Annotated in this window: 20 protein-coding genes, 1 pseudogene and 1 riboswitch; of the genes and pseudogenes, 18 read left to right on the top strand and 3 right to left on the bottom strand. The window is 71.5% G+C overall.

From position 1 onward, the window contains the following. Positions 1–14: 14 nt before the first annotated feature. From AB0B33_RS20990 to AB0B33_RS20970, 5 genes are all read left to right on the top strand, one after another. The gene (locus tag AB0B33_RS20990) at positions 15–1,370 is read left to right on the top strand and encodes a polysaccharide lyase 6 family protein (RefSeq protein WP_360774206.1); all 1,356 of its coding nucleotides are present in this window, start codon (positions 15–17) and stop codon (positions 1,368–1,370) included. Positions 1,371–1,400: 30 nt separating this feature from the next. After that, positions 1,401–2,258, top strand: coding sequence for a bifunctional DNA-formamidopyrimidine glycosylase/DNA-(apurinic or apyrimidinic site) lyase (gene mutM / locus AB0B33_RS20985; RefSeq protein ID WP_360774204.1), 858 nt, complete (start codon positions 1,401–1,403; stop codon positions 2,256–2,258). Between the two features lie 59 nt (positions 2,259–2,317). Next, positions 2,318–2,752 carry a helix-turn-helix domain-containing protein gene (locus AB0B33_RS20980; RefSeq protein WP_247013283.1) on the top strand — a complete coding sequence of 145 codons (435 nt, stop codon included), beginning with the start codon at positions 2,318–2,320 and terminating at the stop codon, positions 2,750–2,752. Between the two features lie 610 nt (positions 2,753–3,362). Then, positions 3,363–3,929 (top strand): hypothetical protein, encoded by a 567-nt coding sequence (locus AB0B33_RS20975; protein ID WP_360774200.1) that lies wholly within the window; start codon positions 3,363–3,365, stop codon positions 3,927–3,929. Then, a complete protein-coding gene (locus AB0B33_RS20970) occupies positions 3,926–5,104 on the top strand; it encodes an MAB_1171c family putative transporter (RefSeq protein WP_360774197.1) in 1,179 nt (392 codons plus the stop codon). The genes AB0B33_RS20975 and AB0B33_RS20970 overlap by 4 nt, the downstream gene beginning before the upstream one ends. Before the next feature lie 18 nt (positions 5,105–5,122). Here AB0B33_RS20970 and AB0B33_RS20965 read toward each other — a convergent pair whose 3' ends face one another. After that, positions 5,123–6,025, bottom strand: a complete 903-nt coding sequence (locus AB0B33_RS20965; RefSeq protein ID WP_360774194.1) for an SMP-30/gluconolactonase/LRE family protein — start codon at positions 6,023–6,025, stop codon at positions 5,123–5,125. A 177-nt stretch (positions 6,026–6,202) separates the two neighbouring features. On the opposite strand from AB0B33_RS20965, the gene AB0B33_RS20960 reads away from it, so the two are divergent. From AB0B33_RS20960 to AB0B33_RS20950, 3 genes are all read left to right on the top strand, one after another. Then, positions 6,203–6,526, top strand: coding sequence for a PadR family transcriptional regulator (locus AB0B33_RS20960; RefSeq protein WP_160697098.1), 324 nt, complete (start codon positions 6,203–6,205; stop codon positions 6,524–6,526). Beyond that, positions 6,523–7,755 carry a hypothetical protein gene (locus tag AB0B33_RS20955; RefSeq protein ID WP_360774191.1) on the top strand — a complete coding sequence of 411 codons (1,233 nt, stop codon included), beginning with the start codon at positions 6,523–6,525 and terminating at the stop codon, positions 7,753–7,755. The genes AB0B33_RS20960 and AB0B33_RS20955 overlap by 4 nt, the downstream gene beginning before the upstream one ends. Before the next feature lie 105 nt (positions 7,756–7,860). After that, a complete protein-coding gene (locus AB0B33_RS20950; RefSeq protein ID WP_360774188.1) occupies positions 7,861–8,808 on the top strand; it encodes an alpha/beta hydrolase in 948 nt (315 codons plus the stop codon). A 240-nt stretch (positions 8,809–9,048) separates the two neighbouring features. On the opposite strand, the gene AB0B33_RS20945 is transcribed toward AB0B33_RS20950, so the two are convergent. Beyond that, positions 9,049–9,573, bottom strand: coding sequence for a general stress protein (locus AB0B33_RS20945; protein WP_247013271.1), 525 nt, complete (start codon positions 9,571–9,573; stop codon positions 9,049–9,051). Between the two features lie 252 nt (positions 9,574–9,825). On the opposite strand from AB0B33_RS20945, the gene AB0B33_RS20940 reads away from it, so the two are divergent. The 4 genes from AB0B33_RS20940 to AB0B33_RS20925 are packed head-to-tail and all read left to right on the top strand — an operon-like array spanning position 9,826 to position 13,991. Then, complete coding sequence (locus AB0B33_RS20940; RefSeq protein ID WP_360774818.1) at positions 9,826–11,172, top strand: glutamine synthetase family protein; 1,347 nt, start codon at positions 9,826–9,828, stop codon at positions 11,170–11,172. Further along, positions 11,153–11,863, top strand: coding sequence for a gamma-glutamyl-gamma-aminobutyrate hydrolase family protein (locus tag AB0B33_RS20935; protein WP_360774185.1), 711 nt, complete (start codon positions 11,153–11,155; stop codon positions 11,861–11,863). Before AB0B33_RS20940 ends, AB0B33_RS20935 begins: the two co-directional genes overlap by 20 nt. Then, positions 11,860–13,224: an aldehyde dehydrogenase family protein gene (locus tag AB0B33_RS20930; protein WP_360774182.1), complete on the top strand. Its 1,365-nt coding sequence runs from the start codon at positions 11,860–11,862 to the stop codon at positions 13,222–13,224. Before AB0B33_RS20935 ends, AB0B33_RS20930 begins: the two co-directional genes overlap by 4 nt. Beyond that, a complete protein-coding gene (locus AB0B33_RS20925; RefSeq protein ID WP_247013263.1) occupies positions 13,224–13,991 on the top strand; it encodes a 3-oxoacyl-ACP reductase in 768 nt (255 codons plus the stop codon). Before AB0B33_RS20930 ends, AB0B33_RS20925 begins: the two co-directional genes overlap by 1 nt. Here the strand turns inward: AB0B33_RS20925 and AB0B33_RS20920 are convergent. Next, a complete protein-coding gene (locus AB0B33_RS20920) occupies positions 13,988–14,194 on the bottom strand; it encodes a hypothetical protein (RefSeq protein WP_360774179.1) in 207 nt (68 codons plus the stop codon). The genes AB0B33_RS20925 and AB0B33_RS20920 overlap by 4 nt on opposite strands. A 72-nt stretch (positions 14,195–14,266) precedes the next feature. Here AB0B33_RS20920 and AB0B33_RS20915 point away from each other — a divergent pair, with 72 nt between their 5' ends. The 6 genes and pseudogenes from AB0B33_RS20915 to AB0B33_RS20890 form a co-directional block, all read left to right on the top strand. Continuing rightward, positions 14,267–15,559 (top strand): helix-turn-helix transcriptional regulator, encoded by a 1,293-nt coding sequence (locus AB0B33_RS20915; protein ID WP_360774177.1) that lies wholly within the window; start codon positions 14,267–14,269, stop codon positions 15,557–15,559. A 198-nt stretch (positions 15,560–15,757) separates the two neighbouring features. After that, positions 15,758–15,856: riboswitch (glycine riboswitch) on the top strand. Between the two features lie 39 nt (positions 15,857–15,895). Further along, positions 15,896–18,727 (top strand): aminomethyl-transferring glycine dehydrogenase, encoded by a 2,832-nt coding sequence (gcvP, locus tag AB0B33_RS20910; protein WP_360774815.1) that lies wholly within the window; start codon positions 15,896–15,898, stop codon positions 18,725–18,727. A 3-nt stretch (positions 18,728–18,730) separates the two neighbouring features. Beyond that, on the top strand, positions 18,731–19,822 hold the full coding sequence (gene gcvT, locus AB0B33_RS20905; protein ID WP_360774174.1) for a glycine cleavage system aminomethyltransferase GcvT: 1,092 nt from the start codon (positions 18,731–18,733) through the stop codon (positions 19,820–19,822). Between the two features lie 13 nt (positions 19,823–19,835). Then, positions 19,836–20,213 (top strand): glycine cleavage system protein GcvH, encoded by a 378-nt coding sequence (gene gcvH / locus AB0B33_RS20900; protein ID WP_247013255.1) that lies wholly within the window; start codon positions 19,836–19,838, stop codon positions 20,211–20,213. Continuing rightward, on the top strand, positions 20,213–21,487 hold the full coding sequence (gene glyA / locus AB0B33_RS20895; protein ID WP_360774169.1) for a serine hydroxymethyltransferase: 1,275 nt from the start codon (positions 20,213–20,215) through the stop codon (positions 21,485–21,487). The genes gcvH and glyA overlap by 1 nt, the downstream gene beginning before the upstream one ends. Further along, positions 21,484–21,623, top strand: a pseudogene (locus AB0B33_RS20890) (lipoyl synthase); the annotation flags it as partial. The gene glyA and the pseudogene AB0B33_RS20890, both read left to right, overlap by 4 nt.

The following is a 21,623-nucleotide window of genomic DNA, read 5'->3' as shown; positions in this document are numbered from 1 at the left end:
GAGAGGTAGGGCGGATGCGTCTTTTCTTCGTTCCCCTGATCGCGGCGGCGCTCGTCGTCGTCCCCGGCCCGGCGGCTTCGGCCGCGACGATCCGGGTCACTTCGCTGTCGGCGTTGCAGTCCGCGCTCGACAAGGCCAATCCCGGCGACACGATCGCGCTCGCCGACGGTTCCTATTCCGCGGGCTCGACGCTGTCGATCAAGCGGTCCGGCACGGGTTCCGCGCCGGTGACCGTCGCCGCCGAGCACACCGGCCAGGCCACCATCACCGGCTCGAAGACGTTCGCCTTCGCGAGCGGCGTCTCGAACGTGGTGCTGCGCGGGTTCAAGTTCCGCAACGGCGCCTCGCTGACGGTGCCGGCCGGCGCGTCGAACAACCGTTTGACCCGCAACGACTTCCAGCTCACGACCGGCGGCAACTGGGTGACGGTCAGCGGCGACGACACCGTGCTCGACCGCAACGTCTTCCAGAACCGCACCAGCCAGGGTGTGTTCCTGCAGGTCCTCGGGCCGTCCGGCGGCATGGCGAAGCACGTCCACGTGCACCACAACTACTTCTACAACCACCAGTTCGGCGGGACGAACGGCGGCGAGTCGATCCGGCTCGGCCTCAGCGACCGCCAGTCGTACTCGGCGAACGCGCTGATCGAGAACAACCTCTTCGAGAAGGCCGACGGCGACAGCGAAGCCATTTCGGTCAAGTCGTCCGACAACGTCGTGCGCTACAACACGATCCGCGACAGCAAGGGCTACATCGTGCTGCGCCACGGCAACCGCAGCGTCGTCGAGGGCAACCTGCTGTTCGGCTCGGGCATCCGGTTCCACGGCAACGACCACAAGATCGTGAACAACTACGTGGCCGATTCCGGTGACCGCGCGATCGTGTTCGGCTCCGGCGACGAGGCCGACAGCGGGCCGACGAGCAAGCTCCACGACCGACCCGATCGGGTGACCGTCGCGTACAACACGGTGCTGGGGTCGAACAGCGTCATCGACGGCGACGGCGGCGACTTCAAGCCGAAGGACTGCGTGGTCGCGGACAACGTGGTGAAGGGGACGTCCGGCACGCTGGTGACGCTGCCGAGCGGGTCGACCGTCAAGTACGAGGGCAACATCACCTTCGGCGGCACCGCGGGCATCCCGTCGCGCTCGGTCGACCCGAAGCTGGTCAAGGACGCGGCGGGGCTGTACCGGCTGGCCGCGGGGAGCCCGGCGATCGACGCCGGGGTGGGCTCGTACCCGTTCGCGGCGAAAGACTTCGACCTGCAGGCCCGCGCCGGCGCTTACGACGTCGGCGCCGACGAGTACCTCGCGTCCGGTGCGACCCGCGTTCCCCTGACGAAAGCCGACGTCGGACCGGCCGCTCCGTGAATTGTCGTACCTGCCGGGCACAATGAAGGCATGCCCGAACTCCCCGAGGTCGAAGTCGTCCGCCTGGGCCTGCAGGCGCACGTGGCGGGCCGGACCATCCGCGAGGCGGAGGTCCTGCACCCGCGCGCCATCCGGCGGCACGCGCTGGGTGCGGAGGACTTCACGCAGCGGCTGAGCGGCACCCGCGTCGAGGCGGCGCGGCGCCGCGGCAAGTACCTGTGGCTCGAGCTGTCGGACAAGGAGGCGCTGCTGGCGCACCTCGGGATGAGCGGGCAGATGCTCGTCCAGCCCGGGGGCGCGCCGGACGAGAAGCACCTGCGGGTCCGCCTGCGCTTCGCCGACGACGGCCCTGAGCTGCGCTTCGTCGACCAGCGCACGTTCGGCGGCCTGGCCCTCGACGACCTCAACGACGTGCTGCTCCCGGACACGATCGCGCACATCGCCCGCGACCCGATGGACCCGGCGTTCGACCTCGACGCGGCGGTGCGCGCGCTGCGCTCGCGGCGCACCGAGGTCAAGCGCGCGCTGCTGGACCAGACGCTGGTTTCGGGCATCGGCAACATCTACGCGGACGAAGCCCTGTGGCGCGCGAAGCTGCACTGGGCGCGGCCGACCGAGAAGCTGACGATGGCGAAGGGCCGCGAGCTCCTGTCGGCGGCGTCGGACGTGATGAACGCGGCACTGGGCGCGGGCGGCACGTCGTTCGACGCGCTGTACGTGAACGTGAACGGGCAATCCGGCTACTTCGACCGGTCCCTTGACGCGTACGGCCAGGAAGGCCTGCCGTGCCACCGCTGCGGCACGGCGATCCGGCGGGAGCCGTTCATGAACCGCTCGTCGTTCTCCTGCCCCCGCTGCCAGCCCCGGCCCCGGGCCAAACTTGGGTAGATAAATGGTGTTTGCCTTTCAGCTAGGATGAATACGCCTGGCAGCTGAGGGAGTGCATCGTGGTCAAGGAGCCCGGAAAGTCGACGCTGGCCGACAAGATCGACCGGCTGTTCCACGTGGTCCGCAGGCCCGATCGGGAGCCGTACAGCAACGAAGAGGTCGCGAAGGCCTGCCGCGAGGCCACGGGCGAAAGCTTTTCGACGACGTACTTGTGGCAGCTGCGCACCGGCCGCCGCGACAACCCGACCAAGCGCCACCTGGAAGCACTGGCCCGCTTCTTCGGCGTCCCCCCGGCGTACTTCTTCGACGACGAGCAGAGCAAGAAGATCGCCGAGGAGCTGGCCCTGCTGGGCGCACTGCGCGACGCGGGCGTCCGCGACCTGGCCCTCCGAGCGGTGACCCTGTCCGCGGACGGCCTCGACACGATCAGCGACATGATCGACGCGATCGCCCGAAGGGAGGCGGGCCGCGGGGCTCCGAAGAGGGAGAACTGAGGTGCCGCTGTTCGCGGTGCCGGCTTCTTGCGCCTCCACACGGACGTGCTTTGTTCCGCTCAGGAGATCGAGCCGGCCCCCGGTCGCAGCCGTGAGCCGCCCCGCTCGCGCGGGCGGGTCGCCGCCCCGAGCCCCCTCCGCTCGTGATGTCAGGCCTGCGGGACCACCTTCGTCGCCGGTCGCTCGGCTCGGCGGCGGCGGCGGTGCTGCTCGCGAGGTCGGGCCGCGAGACCACCTTCGTCGCCGGTCGCTCGGCTCGGCGGCGGCGGTACCGCTCGCGTGGTCGGGCCCGCGAGACCACCGCCGCCACCGGTGCCTCGCGAGGCGAGGCCGCCGCCCCGCTCGCGAGCCCCAGTCGGCAAGCGCGCCCTCCCAAGCCGCCCCGCCCCCTACGCTCGCGAGGCCGACCCGGCCCCCGATCGCCGGCATCCGGTGGTGGGATAGCGTCGACCTGGCGTGGCTGGGCCGTCCGGGTGTCCGATTCGCTTCCGCGGAACTCCATCCGGGACCTGAGCGTCCGAAGGTGCTCCGGCCGCGTATCCCCGCGGGGTTCGCCGCGTTGAACCGGCCGGGGCCGTTCGGGCGGGGTGGGTGGGGTGGAGGAGGCCTGATGGTGCGGCGACCTTCCTTGCGACGGCCGTCCCGCGCGTTGTGGCGGCGGGCGCGGCGGGTCGCCGACGGGGTCAGCCTGCCGGAGCCGTTCGATGCCGAGGCGTTCGTCGCCGGGCTGGCCGCCGAGCGGGGGCGGCCCATCGAGCTGATGCCGGTCAGCGCTCCCGAAGGCGCGCCGTGCGGTCTGCTGATGAGCACCGAACGCGCCGACTACATCCTCTACCCGACCGACACGACCGCGCTGCACCGGCGGCACATCCTGCTGCACGAGGTCGGGCACCTGCTGTGCGGTCACACGGGTTCCGACGCCGGTGCCGACGGCGTGGCCATCGACGCCGCCGCCGGGCGGCAGCTGATGCCGCACCTTTCGCCCGAGCTGGTGCGGCGGGTGCTCGGCCGGACCACCTACAGCGAGGTCGAGGAACGCGAAGCCGAACTGGTCGCGAGCCTGCTCGCCCAGCGCGTCGTGCGGCCCGAGGAGCGGCGTGAGCCGGCCGCCGACGTGCCCGAAGGCGTGCAGCGCTTCGACTCGCTCTTCGGCCGTGCGCGCCGCCGTTCGCCGTGATCGAGACCCTGGCCTACCTGCTGTGCGTGGTGGGCTTCGCGGGCTTCGGCTACAAGCTCGTCGAGGCGCGCCGCAGCCAGCCGGTGCGGACGATGTGGTTCCTCGCCGGGTTCGGCATCTGCATCGCCACCGGCATCATGGTGCTGACGCCGGCGATGGCGGCCCTCGTCGGCCCGGGCCCGGTCGGCGAGTGGGTCCTCAGCCTGGCCGGCGACGAGCTGAAGCTGGGCGCGATCGGGTTCGCCGTCGCCTTCACGCAGTCCGTGTGGCGCGGCGAAGGCGCGCGCCTGGCGCCGCACGCGCTGTTCACCGGCACGACGATGGCGCTGCTCGCGGTGTGCTTCACGCTGTCGCGGCCGCAACGCGTCGGCGACGACACGGTGTTCTCGCCCGCGACGCTGCCGTTCGCGCTCGCCGACAAGGTGGTGTTCCTGCTCTACAGCCTGATCAGCCTCGGGCTGCTGTTCGCGGTGTTCGTCCGCAGCGCGCGCCACGCGGAGCCGGGACCGCTGCGCGCCGGGCTGTGGCTGCTGGTCGTCGGCGTCGGCGCGGCGTTCGCGTGGACGTTCTGGGACGTCGACGACGTCCGGCAGCTCGCCCGGACAGCGCGCATCGGCGCCCGCGAGGACCTGCCGTCCTCGGTCCTCGCGGCGGCGACGGTCGGTTTCGTGACGGCGGGCGCGACCCTCAGCGCGTGGTCGCCGGCGGTCTCGTCGGTGATCGGCCGGGTCCGGGCCTACCGGGCGTACCGCCGCATCGAGCCACTGTGGACGGCCATGCGCACGGCGGTCCCGGGCATCGTCCTGGACCCGGGCCGCGAACTGGCGGGCGGCCCGGAGTTCGCGCTGTACCGCCGCGTCATCGAAATCCGCGACGGCCACCTCGCCCTGCGCGCCCACTTCGACCCGGACCTCCCCGCCCGAGCCGAGAAGGCGGCCCGCGACGAGGGCGTGAGCGAAGCGGACCTCCCCGCCACGATCGAGGCGATCACCCTCGCGGCGGCGATCGAAGCGGGCCGGGCCGGCCGCCGCTTCGACCCGGCGAAGGCGGCACCGGACGACCAGCCCGACGCGGAGGCGGACGTCGCGGCCGAGGCGGCGTGGCTGGTCCAGGTGAGCCGAGCCTGGCAACGCGACGCGGTGGTGGCCCGGCTCCGCGAGGCCGCACTCGGCTAGCGGATCGGGGCGGGGCCGTCAGCGGGGGTAGCGGGCTCCGTTCACCGTCACCCTCAGCGTGTACACCGAACTCGAAGCCGTGATGAACAGTTCGTTCCCGCGTGCGCCGCCGAACGTGAAGTTCGAGCAGATCTCCGGGAGGCGCAGCTTGCCGATCCGCGTGCCGTCCGGGTCGAAGCAGTGCAGGCCGTCGTGCGCCGCCGCCCAGACGCGGGCGTCGCTGTCCACGCGCAGCCCGTCGAACCCTCCGCTGTCGCTCGTCGCGAAGATCTCGCCGCCGGTCAGCTTCCCGTTCTCGCCGACTCCGAACACCCTGATGTGGCTGGGGTCCTGGCGGGTGTCCGCGATGTACAGCAGCGACTCGTCCGCCGAAAACGCCAGCCCGTTCGGGCGCGAGAAGTCGTCCGCGACGATCCGGACCTCCCCCGACGGGGCGACGCGGTAGACGTGGCAGCCGCCGATTTCGCTTTCCGCCTGGTACCCCTCGTAGTCGCTGTCGATGCCGTAACTCGGGTCGGTGAACCAGATTGACCCGTCCGAGTGCTCGACGACGTCGTTCGGGCTGTTCAGCTGCTTCCCCTCGAACTCCGACGCCAGCACCGTGATCGAGCCGTCGTGCTCGGTGCGCGTGACGCGGCGGAGGCCCTGCTCGCAGCTGATCAACCGTCCGTGGCGGTCGACGGTGTGCCCGTTCGCGTAGTGCGACGGCTGGCGGAAGACGCCGACCCGGCCCGTCGTCTCGTCCCAGCGCAGGGTGCGGTCGTTCGGGATGTCGCTGAACACGAGGTAGCGCCCGGCCGGGAAGTAGGCCGGACCCTCGGTCCACCGGCAGCCGGTGTGCAGGCGCTGCGTCCACTCGTCGCCGTTGACGCGCTTGAACCGCTCGTCCAGCACTTCGAACTCGGTCTTGATCAGATCCATCGGTCACCCCTTCGAATGGAATCCCCACGATAGGCACGCAGCCGCACACGACGCAGGCGTATGCCGCGCCCGGTGGACACCCGGGCCCGAGCGGGCCCGACACGCCGTCGGGCCCTCCGCCGTGCACACTACTGTGCAATGCGTGGTACCTTCCCATGCGTAAGACTGGAGGGTGCAGTGGAGATCAGTCAGCTGCTCAAAGGGGTGCTCGATCTCGCCGTTCTCGCGGTGCTCCGCGACGAAGACGGCTACGGGTACGACGTCCTGCGAAGACTCAGGACCGCGGGACTGGACGAGGTGGGGGATGCCTCCGTGTACGGGACGCTGCGCCGGCTGTACAAGGCCGGCCTGCTCACTTCGTACGTGGTTCCCAGTGAAGAGGGCCCGCACCGCAAGTACTACAGCCTGAACGAGCCGGGCCGGGCGCGGCTCGCGGAGTCGGGCAAGACCTGGCAGAGCTTCGCACTGACGATGAACGTGCTTTTGGGAGAGGCAGCATGAGCGACAAGCCGACCGCCGTGCGGGTGTACCTGGCGCGGGTCCGCACCGCGCTCGCCGACCTGCCCGCGAGCGAGATCGAAGAGATCCTCGAGGACGTCCGCCCGCACCTGGCGGAGCTGGAAGCCGAACTCGGGGAGGGCGCCCGCGTCGAGGCGCTCATCGAACGGCTCGGGACGCCCGAGAGCTACGCCGCCGAGCTGCGGGCGTCCGGGGGGTACCCGCCGGCCGGGGAGGGCGCGACGCAGGTGCTCGCGACGGCGGCCGCGCCCAGCCTGGCGAAGCCGCGGATCGCCCTGTGGGGCCTGGTGCTCTGCGCGGTCGCGCTGGCGCTGCTGGCGTTCGGCGCCGCGATCAGCATCCACGCCGACGTGCTGCTGGGGACGCTGCTGTTCCTGCCGGTGTTCCTGATCAGCCTCGCGCTGCTGCTGCGCGGCGGGGTCGGGCCGGTGCTGGCGCTCCCGGAGGTGAGCTGGCTGCGGGGCGCGCTGGCGAAGGGGCGCGAGCAGGACGACACCGGGCGGGTGCTGCGCTGGCTGGGCTCGATGAAGCCGGCGTGGTGGGTGCTGTGCGCCGTGGTGCTGCTCGGCTTCGGCGTCCTGCTGATGATGCGCCAGCGCAGCGCCGTGCTGCTGCTGCCGTTCCTGCTCGTGGCCGCGGCCGGGATCGTGTGGGCCGGCCCGCGGGTGCGCGGCGACCGGCGGCTGCTGTGGCTGGTCGTGCCGGTTTCGGCGTTCGTCGTCGGCGGGGCGCTCGGCGGGTTCGGTGCCGCGGTCGACCTCATCTCGAACCGGTACTACCCCTCGCAGCAGTCGTCGTACTACCCCTCGTCGTCCGACCGGTACGGCAACCAGCAGCTCACCTACGGCGGCGAGGAGCTCGAGAACGTCTACGCGTTCGACGCCGAGGGCAAGCCGCTGACGGAGGTCTACCTCTACGACGAGCGGGGCCGGCCGCTCGCGCTGACCCGCTACGGCTGCGAACGCTCGAGCGGCACCAAGGAGAAGATCGGCGAGGACAACCGGTTCCCGCGCCCGAAGATCGAGCAGGGCGTCACCGACAGCCGGGGCGACTACAACGGCTACTACGGCAACCGCGCCGCCTGCCGCGAGGACGCGGGCGTGCCGTTCAGCGCCGCGATCCCGAAGGTGACGGTCCCGCCGTCGAGCACGAGCACACCGGCACCCGCTACTTCTTCGTCCGCGCCGGCCACGCCGACGCCGACGAAGTAACGGGGGACGAACGCCGGGAGTGCGGGTCGGGGCCCGCTCCCGGCGTTCACCCGATGCGAACGCGCCGGAAACGTCCCGCGAACGCGCGCGTGCTGAGCTGGGCGGGTGCTCTCGGACAGCTTCGCCCCGCGGACCCGGGTGGTCCACGGGCACGAGCGTGCCTACCGGATGGCCGGGCGCGGCCCGGCGGTGCTCTTCCTGCACGGGATCGGCGACGACTCCTCGACGTGGCTCGAGCTGCTGACGTCGCTGGCGGACGACTTCACGGTCATCGCGCCCGACCTGCTCGGCCACGGCTTCTCCGCTAAACCGCGCGCGGACTACTCGGTCGCGGCGTACGCGTGCGGCATGCGCGACCTGCTGACGACGCTCGACGTCGACCGGGTGACGGTGGTCGGGCACTCACTCGGCGGCGGGGTCGCGATGCAGTTCGCCTACCAGTTCCCGGAACGCTGCGAACGCCTGGTGCTGGTCGGCTCCGGCGGCGTCGGGGCGGGCGTCCACCCGCTGCTGCGGCTGGCGGCGGCGCCGGGGGCGGGGCTGGTGCTGCCCTTGCTGGGCGCGCGGCAGGCGTTGCCGGTGCTGCGCGGGCTCGCCGGGCTGCTGCGGTTCTCCGAAGACCTCGACTACGTGCTCGCCCGCTACCTCCGGCTGGTCGAGCCGGACACGCGCTCGGCGTTCCTGCGGACGTTGCGCTCGGTCGTCGACTGGCGCGGGCAGGTGGTCAACATGCTGGACCGCTGCTACCTGACCGAGGGGATCCCGACGCTGCTGGTGTGGGGAACCGAGGACCGCGTCGTGCCGAGCGGGCACGCGCTGCGGGCGCACCGGGCGATGCCGGGCAGCCGGCTGGTGCTGTTCGAGGGCGCGGGGCACTTCCCGCACCGGTCGGACCCCGCGCGGTTCGCCGAGGTCCTGCGGGAGTTCTTGGACTCGGCGCCGGCGGCCCGGTACGACCGGGCCCGGTGGGGTGACCTGCTGCGGGCGGGACGGCCGGCCGGGACACCGGATCCCGCGGTGGTGCCGGACCCGGCGGTGTCGTCGGGGACCTGAGCAGCCCCCGTTTTCCACGCTACCGGCGGGCACCGACAGTTCCGGGCATCGACGGTTCCGGGTGGCCGGTCCGGCGCCCGCACCGTCATGAAAGAGTCGTTCACCTCGCCCGACGCGGTGAACGACTCTTTCATGACCTCCGGACCACGGCGAAACACCGGGCCGGGGTCCGCTCGTGACGCGACGAAGGCCGCCTCCGGAGCACCGGGGGCGGCCTTCGATCGTCAGTGGGTCAGTGGGTCAGTGGCCGAAAGCGCTGCGGGCCGCGAGGTCCGCCAGCAGGGCGCGGCCCTTCTCGGCGTTGCGGGGCTGGGACAGCACGTCGTAGCGGCGCGCCACCAGCTGGCTCTGCGAGACGAACCCGCGCTTGTTGCGGTTCACCGCGTACCCCAGCGCGCCGAACAGCAGGTTGAACCCGAGGCCGGCCACCAGGCCGATCACGATCGGGACCAGGCCCGCGCCCGGGTTCAGCAGGCTGAGGACCAGGCCGAGGAACAGACCGAACATCGCGCCGGACGTCGCCGCGCTGCCCAGGACCTTGCCCCAGGACATCTTGCCCGCGATGCGCTCGACGAGCATCGGCTCGACGCCCACGATCGTGACGTCGGTGACCGGGAAGTCCGTGCCCGCGAGGTGGTCGACCGCGCGCTGCGCCTGCTCGTAGGACTCGTAGGAACCGATCGGCCAGCCGGTGGGCAGGGTCGGCAGCTGGGGTCGCGCCTGCTGCTGTCCGATCGTGTTCTGCTGCGTGAATGCTGTGGTCATCGATCTCACCTCTCCTGCCCCGTACAACGCGGGAGTACCCCGGAATCCTCCCACGCCGCAAGATTCACAGACTCTTCTCAGCCGGGCAAACCGTGCAATCCGGCCCGCGCCCGGCGCCGCCGCCGACGGCTCGCTCAATGGTTCAGGAAAATACCTTTGTTCCGGTTGACCCGGCGAGGCTGACCGGGTAGGAAGAACCGGCAAAGGATTCATATCAAACCTTTGGGGCGACCGATGGCACGCAGACGAGGCATGCTCACGCTCGACGAACTCCGCGCACGCGTGGACGCGGGCACGATCGACACGGTGCTCGTCGCGCTCACGGACATGCAGGGGCGGCTGCAGGGCAAGCGCTGCTCGGCCGAGTACTTCCTCGACGAGGTCGTCGGGCACGCCACCGAAGCCTGCAACTACCTGCTCGCCGTCGACGTCGACATGAACACCGTCGACGGCTACGCGCTTTCGTCGTGGGAGAGCGGCTACGGCGACTTCGTGCTGCGCCCCGACCTCGAAACCCTGCGCGAGATCCCCTGGCACGAGGGCACCGCGCTGGTGCTCGCCGACGTCGAGCGCGTGCAGGGCGGCCCGGTCGGGGTGTCGCCGCGGCAGATCCTGCGCCGTCAGCTCGACCGGCTCGCCGAGCGGGGGCTCGCCGCCTTCGTCGGGACCGAACTCGAGTTCATCGTCTTCGACGACACCTACGAAGCCGCCTGGGACAAGCACTACCACGGCCTCAAGCCCGCCAACCAGTACAACGTCGACTACTCGATGCTCGGCACCGCCCGCCTGGAGCCGCTGCTGCGCCGCATCCGCAACGACATGGCCGGCGCCGGGCTCTACCCGGAGTCCGTCAAGGGCGAGTGCAACCCCGGCCAGCAGGAGATCGCCTTCCGCTTCACCGACGCGCTCGCCACCTGCGACAACCACAGCGTCTACAAGAACGGCGCCAAGGAGATCGCCGCGCAGGAGGGCAAGAGCCTCACGTTCATGGCGAAGTACAACGAGCGCGAGGGCAACTCCTGCCACATCCACATCAGCCTGCGCTCGACCGAGGGACGGGCGGTGCTCGCGGGCGACAGCGAGCACGGCTTCTCGAAGCTGATGGAGCAGTTCCTCGCCGGCCAGCTCGCCGCGCTGCACGAGCTGACGTACTTCCTCGCGCCGAACATCAACTCCTACAAGCGGTTCGTGCCCGGCAGCTTCGCGCCGACCGCGATCGCCTGGGGCACCGACAACCGGACGTGCGCGCTGCGCGTGGTCGGGCACGGCGAATCGCTGCGCGTCGAGAACCGCGTGCCGGGCGGGGACGTCAACCCGTACCTGGCCGTCGCCGCGCTGATCGCCGCGGGCCTGCACGGCATCGAGAACGAGCTCGAGCTGGAAGAACCGTTCACCGGCAACGCCTACCACTCCGGCCGGGACACGGTGCCGACCACGCTGCCCGAGGCGGCCGCGGCCCTGGCCGGCAGCGAGATCGCCCGCAGCGCGTTCGGCGAAGACGTCGTCGAGCACTACCTGAACGCGGCGAAGATCGAGGTGGACGCCTACAACGCCGCCGTCACCGACTGGGAGCTCGTCCGTGGCTTCGAACGACTCTAGGCCGGTCATCGGCCTCACCAGCTACCTGGAACCCGCGAAGTTCGGAGTCTGGGAGACCGAAGCCGCGCTGCTGCACCGGGTCTACGTCGACTGCGTCGTCGCGGCCGGCGGCATCCCGGTGCTGCTGCCGCCGGTGTCCGGCGCGCACGACCGGCTCGTGTCCACTGTGGACGGGCTGGTGCTGACCGGCGGCGCCGACGTCGAGCCGGCACGCTACGGCCAGGAGCCGCACCCCACCACCTACACCCGGCCGAACCGGGACGCCTTCGAGTTCGGCCTGTTCGCGGCCGCGCGGAAGGCCGGGAAGCCGGTGCTCGGCGTGTGCCGCGGCCTGCAGGTGATGAGCGTCGCCCTCGGGGGATCGCTGGTCCAGCACCTGCCGGACGCGCGGGGGACCACCGAGCACCAGCCCGCGCCCGCGACGTTCGGCCGGGGCACCGTCACCCTGGCCGAGGGGAGCCGGGCGGCGGCGATCCTGGGGTCGGAGACCAAGACGTTGTGCTACCACCACCAGGCGATCGACCGGCTCGGCGCCGGCCTCGAACCGGTCGGCTGGGCCGCCGACGGCACGATCGAGGCCGCCGAGATCCCGGGCGAATTCGCGCTGGGCGTGCAGTGGCACCCCGAGCAGGACAGCGACGACGTCCGGCTGTTCGCCGCGCTCGTCGACGCGACCGAGGAGAACCGATGAGCACCTTCGACGTCCTGAACCCCGCCACCGAGGAGGTGGTGCGGACCATCCCGCTGACCAGCGCGGAGGAGACCGACGCGGCGATCGCCCGCGCGCAGGCGGCGTTCCCGGCCTGGCGCGACGTCACCCCCGGCGACCGCGCGCGGCTGCTGCGCCGCTTCGCCGACGCCGTCGAGGGCGACCTCGAGAACCTCGCGCGGCTCGAGGTCGAGAACTCCGGGCACACCATCGGCAACGCGCGCTGGGAAGCGGGCAACGTCCGCGATGTCCTCAACTACTACTCCGCCGCCCCGGAACGCCTGATCGGCAAGCAGATCCCGGTGCCGGGCGGCATCAACGTCACCTTCCAGGAACCCCTGGGCGTCGTCGGCGTGATCGTGCCGTGGAACTTCCCGATGCCGATCGCGGGCTGGGGTTTCGCGCCCGCGCTCGCCGCCGGCAACACCGTCGTCCTCAAGCCCGCCGAGCTGACGCCGCTCACGGCGATCCGGCTGGGCGAGCTGGCGCGCGAGGCGGGCATCCCCGACGACGTCTTCCAGGTGCTGCCCGGCAAGGGATCCGTGGTCGGGCAGCGGTTCGTCGACCACCCGGGCGTGCGCAAGGTCGTCTTCACCGGCTCCACCGAGGTCGGCAAGCAGATCATGGCCGGCTGCGCGGCCCGGGTGAAGCGCGTGACGCTGGAGCTGGGCGGCAAGAACGCGAACATCGTCTTCGCCGACTCCGACCTGGAGAAGGCCGCCGCGACCGCGCCCTACGGCGTCTTCGACAACGCGGGCCAGGACTGCTGCGCCCGCTCGCTGATCCTGGTGCAGGCGAGCGCGTACGACCGGTTCATGGAGCTGCTGGAACCCGCCGTGCACGGCGTCGTGGTCGGCGACCCCGGCGACGAGAAGACCGAGATGGGGCCGCTGATCTCGGCCGCGCACCGGGAGAAGGTCGCTTCCTACGTGCCCGGCGACGCACCGGTCGCCTTCCGCGGCACCGCGCCGTCGGGGGCGGGCTTCTGGTTCCCCCCGACCGTCCTCACCCCGCCCGACCTGCGGCACCCGGCCGCGGCGGAGGAGGTGTTCGGCCCGGTCGTCGCCGTCGTGCCGTTCGCCGAAGAGGCCGACGCGATCCGCATGGCGAACGCCACCGAGTACGGCCTTTCGGGGTCGATCTGGACCCGGGACGCCGGGCGCGCGTTCCGGGTGGCGCGCGGCGTCGAAGCCGGCAACCTCTCGGTCAACTCGCACTCTTCGGTGCGCTACTGGACGCCGTTCGGCGGGTTCAAGCAGTCCGGCCTCGGCCGTGAACTGGGCCCCGACGCCGCGGCGGCGTTCACCGAAACCAAGAACGTCTTTCTCAGCACGGAGGAGTAATGGTCCAGCGATTCGAAGGCCGCGTGGCGGTCATCACCGGCGGCGCGAGCGGCATCGGGCTGGCTTCGGCCCGCCGCCTGGCGAGCGAAGGGGCGAAGGTCGTCATCGCGGACCTGACCCCGGCCGTCGGCAAGGCGGTCGCCGACGAGATCGGCGGCGCGTTCATCCAGGCCGACGTCACCGACGCCGAGCAGGTCGAGAACCTGTTCCACAGCACGGTCGAGCAGTTCGGCTCGGTCGACGTCGCGTTCAACAACGCCGGGATTTCGCCGCCCGAGGACGACTCCATCCTGACCACCGGCATCGAGGCGTGGGAACGCGTGCAGCGCGTCAACCTGACGTCGGTGTACCTGTGCTGCAAGGCCGTCCTGCCGCACATGCAGCGCCAGGGCCGCGGTTCCATCGTCAACACCGCGTCGTTCGTCGCGGTGATGGGCGCGGCGACGTCGCAGATCTCCTACACCGCGTCCAAGGGCGGGGTGCTCGCGATGAGCCGTGAGCTGGGCATCCAGTTCGCGCGCGAGAACATCCGTGTCAACGCGCTGTGCCCGGGGCCGGTGAACACCCCGCTGCTCAAGGAGCTGTTCGCGAAGGACCCGGAACGCGCGGCACGGCGGCTGGTGCACGTCCCGGTCGGCCGGTTCGCCGAGCCGGAGGAGATCGCGGCGGCGGTGGCGTTCCTCGCCAGCGACGACGCCAGCTTCATCACGGCGTCGCAGTTCCTGGTCGACGGCGGCATCTCCGGCGCGTACGTCACCCCGCTCTAACGGCGCGTCTTCGCCCCGGGTTTCCGCACGCCGTGCACCTCCCGCAGGTACTTCCAGGCCGCGTTGAGGGTCTTGCGCTCTTCGGAGATCTGGCGTTCGCGCCGCCGCAGGATGCGGGTGGCGATCTCGGCGGCGAGGAACGCCCCGGCGGCGAAGGTCAGCGTGCCGACGATCAGGACGAGGGCGATCACGGTGGTGGTCATGGTGACCAGCGTCGAGCCGGCGTGGGCGATTCGTCCCCGCGCAAAGCTAGCGGGTTTCGTTAGCTTTGTGAGGTGACGCACTGGCGCGCCGACGAGTGGGCGGAAGCGGTCCGGGCCGGGATCCGCTCCCGGGGCCTCTCCCTGGACGAGGCCGCCAGGCGCATCGGCGTTCCGACGTCGACCCTGCGCAGCTGGATCGAGCACCGGCACGCGCCGAAGGTGACCGTCTTCGACCACTGGGCGCAGCTCGCCGAGGTGACCGGGCTCGGGGAGGCCGAGCTGCTGCGCGTCGCCGGGGTGCTGCCCGACTCGCTCGCTTCGCCGGTGCACGTCGCCCAAGCCGCGAAGGCGTTGCGGGAAGGCATCGACCAGGCCGGGCAGTTCCTCCGGCAGGCCACCGCGCTCGTCTACTCCTCGCCCGGCACGCAGGTGGCCAACCTCATCGCCGCGTCGCCGATCGACTGGGAGATGCGGATCCGCTCGGCCACCCGCGGCGACGAGGTCCGCGTCACCTACCACCACTACGTCGGGGTCGTGCCGCCGCGGGACTTCCCGCACGACGACGCCGAGGCTCGCCGGATCCTCGAGCACGAGGTCCTCGGCGAGCTGTGGCGGCCGCTCGGGCTCTACTGGCGGGTCGCCGAGGTGCACGACTGGCACGAGCCGCCGCGGCTGGTCATCCAGGTGCCGGAGCAGGAGGCGACGCGCCCGCCCGTGCCGTCGCCGGTCGTCGCGGCGCCGCCGGTCGTGGTGCTGTCGCCGATCTGGGGGTACGGCGAGCTGCTGGCGTCGCTGGTCGCCGACGGGCTCGGGTTCGGCAACGTCGACTTCCGCTACTTCGGCCTCCCGGACACGATGGCCGACCGCGTCCGCACCACCGCCCGCGAGCTGGCCGGGCCCGCGCCGCGGCTGGTGCACTCGGTGCCGCCGATCATGCTGCTGCACGGCCTGGCCGTGCCCGACCTGACCGGCCGTCTCCCGGTGGTGGTCCGCTACGGGCCTCGCATGCGCGCGCGGGCGGCGCGGATCTACCGGTCGGCGCTGCTCGAAGCAGGGTTCGACGACCCCCTCGACGGCGCCCGCGCGATCGAGGAGGCGATCGCGGTCCCGCCCGGCTGCCCGTACTACGAGGTGACGCTGGCCGACGAGGACGTCTTCGACGGCGACCGCCCCTCGCTGGACCGGCTCAACGACGCGGTGGCCTGGCACGCCGAGCAGATCGTGGAGCAGGTCCTGCTGGGTGCGGGTCACCCGCCGGTCCCGCTCGGCGGGCCGCTCAAGCGGCTGGTCCTGCCCTCGGGCCGGGTCCGCCGCCCGCCCGCGCTCGCCGGCGGGGTCGTGCGCCGGGTCGACGGCGAGCCCTGACCGCTGGTCGGGGTGGGGTCGAGGATCACTGTGGCGTTGGCCGGGTTGTGTAGACGCCCGCCGGAACCGCCGGGTACCGTAACCGCCACAACTGCAGATCGGGCCGTTGAGCCGAGGCGGGAGAGCCCTCACGAAGTCGGTGGGGCACCGAAGGAGCAAACTCCCCGGAATCTCTCAGGTACCTGCTACCGCTTCGCGCGAGGCCACTCTGGAAAGCAGGCGCACCCGCGCCTCACCCAAGGTGAAAGCCGCTTCACACGCGGTGAAACTCTCAGGTGCCATGACAGAGGGGGAGTTCCCAGCGCACCGTTGTGTGCCCGGCCCGAGGAGCTCCCGATCACCTCCACGCAGTTCGACGCCCGCCACATCGGCCCGTCCGAGGCCGAGCGCGCGAAAATGCTGGCCGAATGCGGCTACAGCAGCCTGGACGCCCTCGTCGGCGCCGCCGTCCCGAGCGCGATCCGCGCGACGAAGGAACTCAGCCTCCCGCCCGCCGCGTCCGAAGAGGAAGCCACCGCGGAGCTGCGCGCGCTCGCCGCGCGCAACCGGCCGATGACGCAGATGATCGGTCTCGGCTACTCCGACACCGTCACCCCCGGCGTCATCCGCCGCAACGTCCTCGAGAACCCCGCCTGGTACACCGCGTACACGCCCTACCAGCCGGAGATCTCGCAGGGCCGGCTCGAAGCCCTCCTCAACTTCCAGACCATGGTCGCCGACCTGACCGGCCTGGCCACCGCGAACGCGTCCCTGCTGGACGAGTCGACCGCCGTCGCCGAGGCCGTCACGCTGATGCGCCGCGCGTCCAAGTCGAAGTCCAACAGGGTCGTGCTCGACGCCGAGTGCCTGCCGCAGACCATCGCCGTCGTGCGCACCCGGGTCGAGGCGCTGGGCATCGAGGTCGAGGTCCGCGACCTGCTCACCGGCCTGCCGGACGACTTCTTCGGCGTCGTCGCCCAGTACCCCGGCGCGTCCGGCGTGCTGCGCGGCCGCGGCTTCTACCACGCGATTTCCGAATCGGCGAAGGCCGCGGGTGCGCTGTTCACCGTCGCCGCCGACCTCCTCGCCCTGACGCTGGTCACCGCGCCCGGCGAGTTCGGCGCCGACGTCGCCGCCGGTTCGACGCAGCGCTTCGGCGTCCCGCTCGGCTACGGCGGCCCGCACGCCGGGTACATGTCCGTGCGCGCCGGCCTCGAGCGCTCGCTGCCCGGGCGGCTGGTCGGCGTCTCGGTCGACGCCGACGGCAACTCCGCCTACCGCCTCGCGCTGCAGACCCGTGAGCAGCACATCCGCCGTGAGAAGGCGACGTCCAACATCTGCACCGCGCAGGTCCTCCCGGCCGTGCTGGCCGCGATGTACGCGGTCTACCACGGCCCGGACGGCCTGAAGAAGATCGCCCGGCGCGTCCACGGCCTCGCCGCGGGCTTCGCCGCAGCCCTCCGCAAGACCGGCGTCGAGGTCGTCCACGAGTCCTTCTTCGACACCGTCGTCGCGCACGTCCCCGGCCAGGCCGCCGAGGTCCACGCGGCCGCTCGTGAAGCCGGCATCAACCTCGGGCACGTCGACGCCGACCACGTCCGCGTCGCCTTCGACGAGGTCAGCACCCCCGCGATCGCCGCGCAGGTCCTGAAGGCGTTCGGCGTCGAGTCCGACCTCGAAGACGGCGTCGCACTGCCCAACGGCCTGGCCCGCGAGAGCGGCTTCATGGGCCACGAGGTCTTCGGCACCCACCGCTCCGAGACGGCGATGCTGCGCTACCTGCGCAAGCTGTCCGATCTGGACTACGCGCTCGACCGCGGCATGATCCCGCTCGGCTCCTGCACGATGAAGCTCAACGCCACCACCGAGATGGAGCCGATCAGCTGGCGCGAGTTCGCCGGCATCCACCCGTTCGCGCCGGCCGAAGACGCCGAGGGCTACCACACGCTCGTGGGGCAGTTCGCGGAGTGGCTGGCTGAGGTCACCGGCTACGACAAGGTGTCCCTGCAGCCCAACGCGGGCAGCCAGGGCGAGCTGGCCGGGCTCCTCGCGATCCGCGCGTACCACCGCGCGAACGGCGACGACGCCCGTGACGTCTGCCTGATCCCGTCGTCCGCGCACGGAACCAACGCCGCGTCCGCGGTGCTCGCCGGGATGCGCGTGGTCGTCGTGAAGTGCACCGACGAGGGCAACGTCGACCTGGCCGACCTGCGGGCCAAGGTGGACGCGCACCGGGACACGCTCGCCGCGATCATGGTCACCTACCCGTCCACGCACGGCGTCTACGAGCACGACATCGACGAGCTGGCCAAGATCGTCCACGACGGCGGCGGCCAGGTGTACGTGGACGGCGCGAACCTCAACGCCCTGCTGGGCCTGGCCAAGCCGGGCGAGTTCGGCGGCGACGTCTCGCACCTGAACCTGCACAAGACCTTCTGCATCCCGCACGGCGGTGGCGGCCCCGGCGTCGGCCCGGTCGCGGTGCGCGCGCACCTCGCGCCGTACCTGCCGAACCACCCGCTGCTGGACCAGGCCGGTCCCGAGACCGGCGTCGGCCCGATCAGCGGCGCGCCCTACGGCTCGGCGTCGATCCTGCCGATCTCCTGGGCCTACGTCCGGATGATGGGTGCGCCCGGCCTGACCGCCGCGACGAAGGTCGCCGTGCTGGCCGCGAACTACGTCGCTTCGCGCCTGGCCCCGCACTACCCGGTGCTCTACACGGGCCAGGACGGCCTGGTCGCGCACGAGTGCATCCTCGACCTGCGCCAGCTCACCAAGGAGACCGGCGTGACGGTCGACGACGTCGCGAAGCGGCTCATCGACTACGGCTTCCACGCGCCGACCATGTCGTTCCCGGTCGCCGGCACGCTGATGGTCGAGCCGACCGAGTCCGAGGACCTCGGCGAGATCGACCGGTTCATCGCCGCGATGATCGCCATCCGCGCGGAGATCGACGAGGTCGCCGCCGGTCGCTGGAGCGCCGAGGAGTCGCCGCTGCGGGGCGCCCCGCACACCGCCGAGACGCTGGTGGGGGAGTGGGACAAGGCGTACGACCGCGAGCTGGCCGTGTACCCGGCCGGGGTGTCGCGCAAGAACAAGTACTGGCCCCCGGTGCGTCGCATCGACGGCGCCCGCGGCGACCGTAACCTCGTGTGCTCCTGCCCGCCCCTCAACGCTTACGAAGGCTGATCCGTGTCACGCGAAACTTCCCTGCACGGAGTCCACAAGGGACTCGGTGCGCTGTTCACCGACTTCGCCGGCTGGTCCATGCCGGTCCGCTACGCCAGCGAGCTGGCCGAGCACAAGGCCGTCCGCGAGGCGGCCGGCCTGTTCGACCTCTCGCACATGGCCGAAATCCACGTCACCGGGGCGCAGGCCGCCGACGTCCTGGACTTCGCGCTGGTCGGCAACCTGACCGGCGTCAAGCCCGGCCGCGCGCGGTACACGATGATCTGCGACGCCGACGGCGGCGTGCTCGACGACCTCGTCGTCTACCGCCTCGCCGACGAGCACTACCTGGTCGTCGCCAACGCGGGCAACGCGAAGGTCGTCGCGGACGCCCTCGCCGAGCGGGTCGCGGGCTTCGACGCCGTCGTCGACGACCGGAGCGAGACCACCGCGCTGATCGCCGTCCAGGGCCCGAACGCCGCGGCGATCCTCGGCTCGGTGACCGACGCCGACCTGGCCGCGCTCAAGTACTACGCCAGCGTCCCGGCGGTCGTGAAGGGCCACGACGTCCTGCTCGCCCGCACCGGCTACACCGGCGAAGACGGCTTCGAGCTGTTCGTGAACGCCGACGAGGCCCCGGCGGTCTGGCGGATCCTGACCGAGGCGGGCGAGGGCCACGGCCTGGTCCCGGCCGGCCTGGCCTGCCGCGACACGCTGCGGCTGGAAGCCGGGATGCCGTTGTACGGCAACGAGCTCACCCTCGACCAGAGCCCGTTCGAAGCCGGGCTCGGCCGCGTCGTCAAGTTCGAGAAGCCGGGCGACTTCGTCGGCCGCGCGGCGCTGGAGGAACGGTCCGAGCAGGACGTCCCGCGCGTGCGCGTCGGGCTCAAGGGCGCCGGCCGCCGCGCCCCGCGGCACGGCTACAAGCTCCTGGCCGACGGCAAGGAGATCGGCGAGGTCACCAGCGGCGCGCTGTCGCCGACGCTGGGTCACCCCATCGCCATGGCGTACGTCGATCGGGCGTACACCGAGCCCGGCACCGAGCTCTCCGTCGACATCCGGGGCAGGATCGAGCCCGTCGAGGTCGTCGCCCTTCCCTTCTACTCCCGCGCGTAAAGGACTCCCAGCTGTGAGCATCCCCGAGAACCTGAAGTACACCAAGGAACACGAGTGGCTGTCCGTCGAAGACGGCGTCGCCACCGTGGGCATCACCGCCTTCGCCGCCGAGTCGCTCGGTGACATCGTGTTCGTCCAGCTGCCGGACGCCGGCTCGGCGATCACCGCCGGCGAGGTGTTCGGCGAGGTCGAGTCGACCAAGTCGGTCAGCGAGCTGTACGCGCCCGTCTCCGGCGAGGTCGTCGAGGTGAACGGCACCACAGCCGACACCCCCGAGGTCATCAACTCCGACCCGTACACGGAAGGCTGGCTGCTGAAGGTGCGTCTGACCGGGGACGTGCCGGACCTGCTCGACGCCGCCGCGTACGCCGCGCTCACCCAGGAGAACTGATGACGACGTTCGACCAGCACCTGTCCGAAGTCGACCCCGAGGTCGCCGCGGCCGTCGCCGACGAACTGACCCGCCAGCAGTCCACCCTGGAAATGATCGCGTCGGAGAACTTCGCCCCGGTGGGCGTGCTCGAGGCGCAGGGGTCGGTGCTGACCAACAAGTACGCCGAGGGCTACCCCGGCCGCCGCTACTACGGCGGCTGCGAGCACGTCGACGTCGTCGAGCAGCTCGCCATCGACCGCGCGAAGGCCCTGTTCGGCGCCGAGCACGCCAACGTCCAGCCGCACTCGGGCGCGCAGGCCAACGCGGCCGCGATGTTCGCCGTGCTCAAGCCGGGCGACACGATCCTCGGCCTCGACCTGGCGCACGGCGGACACCTGACGCACGGGATGAAGATCAACTTCTCGGGCAAGCTCTACAACGTCGTCGCCTACCACGTCGACAAAGAGACCGGCATCGTCGACCTCGCCGAGATCGAGCGCCTGGCCGTCGAGCACAAGCCGAAGCTGATCATCGCCGGCTGGTCCGCCTACCCGCGTCAGCTCGACTTCGCCGAGTTCCGCCGGATCGCGGACCTGGTCGAGGCCAAGCTGATGGTCGACATGGCGCACTTCGCGGGGCTGGTCGCGGCCGGGCTGCACCCGTCGCCGGTGCCGCACGCCGACATCGTCACCACGACCACGCACAAGACCCTGGGCGGCCCGCGCGGCGGCCTGATCCTGTCGCGGCAGGAGCTGGCGAAGAAGATCAACTCGGCGGTGTTCCCCGGCCAGCAGGGCGGGCCCCTCGAACACGTGATCGCGGCCAAGGCCGTCGCGCTGAAGATCGCCGCGAGCGAGGAGTTCAAGGAGCGCCAGCAGCGCACCCTGGAAGGCTCGCGGATCCTGGCATCGCGGCTGTCGCAGGCGGACTGCGCCGACGCGGGGGTGCGCGTGCTGACCGGCGGCACCGACGTCCACCTGGTGCTGGTCGACCTCGTCCAGTCCACTCTGGACGGTCAGCAGGCCGAGGACCGGCTGCACGAGGTCGGTATCACGGTCAACCGCAACGCCGTCCCGTTCGACCCCCGCCCGCCGATGATCACCTCCGGCCTGCGCATCGGCACTCCGGCGCTCGCCACCCGCGGGTTCCGGGCCGAGGACTTCACCGAGGTCGCCGACGTCATCGCCGAGGCGCTGAAGCCGGACTTCGACGACGCCCTGCGCTCGAAGCTGCGCGACCGCGTCGAAGCGCTGGCCGCGAAGCACCCGTTGTACGCGGACCTGTCCCGGTGAGCGCGCTGCCCGAAGGCCGGAAGCTGCTGCGGCTGGAAGTCCGCAACAGTGAGACGCCGATCGAGAAGAAGCCGCCGTGGATCAAGACGCGGGTGCGGATGGGGCCGGAGTTCACCGAACTCAAGGGCCTGGTGCG

Source organism: Amycolatopsis sp. NPDC049159 (assembly GCF_040648295.1).
Lineage (GTDB): Bacteria > Actinomycetota > Actinomycetes > Mycobacteriales > Pseudonocardiaceae > Amycolatopsis > Amycolatopsis pretoriensis_A.
Note: the sequence above shows the minus strand (reverse complement) of the source record. Positions and strands in the feature narration are given on the sequence as shown.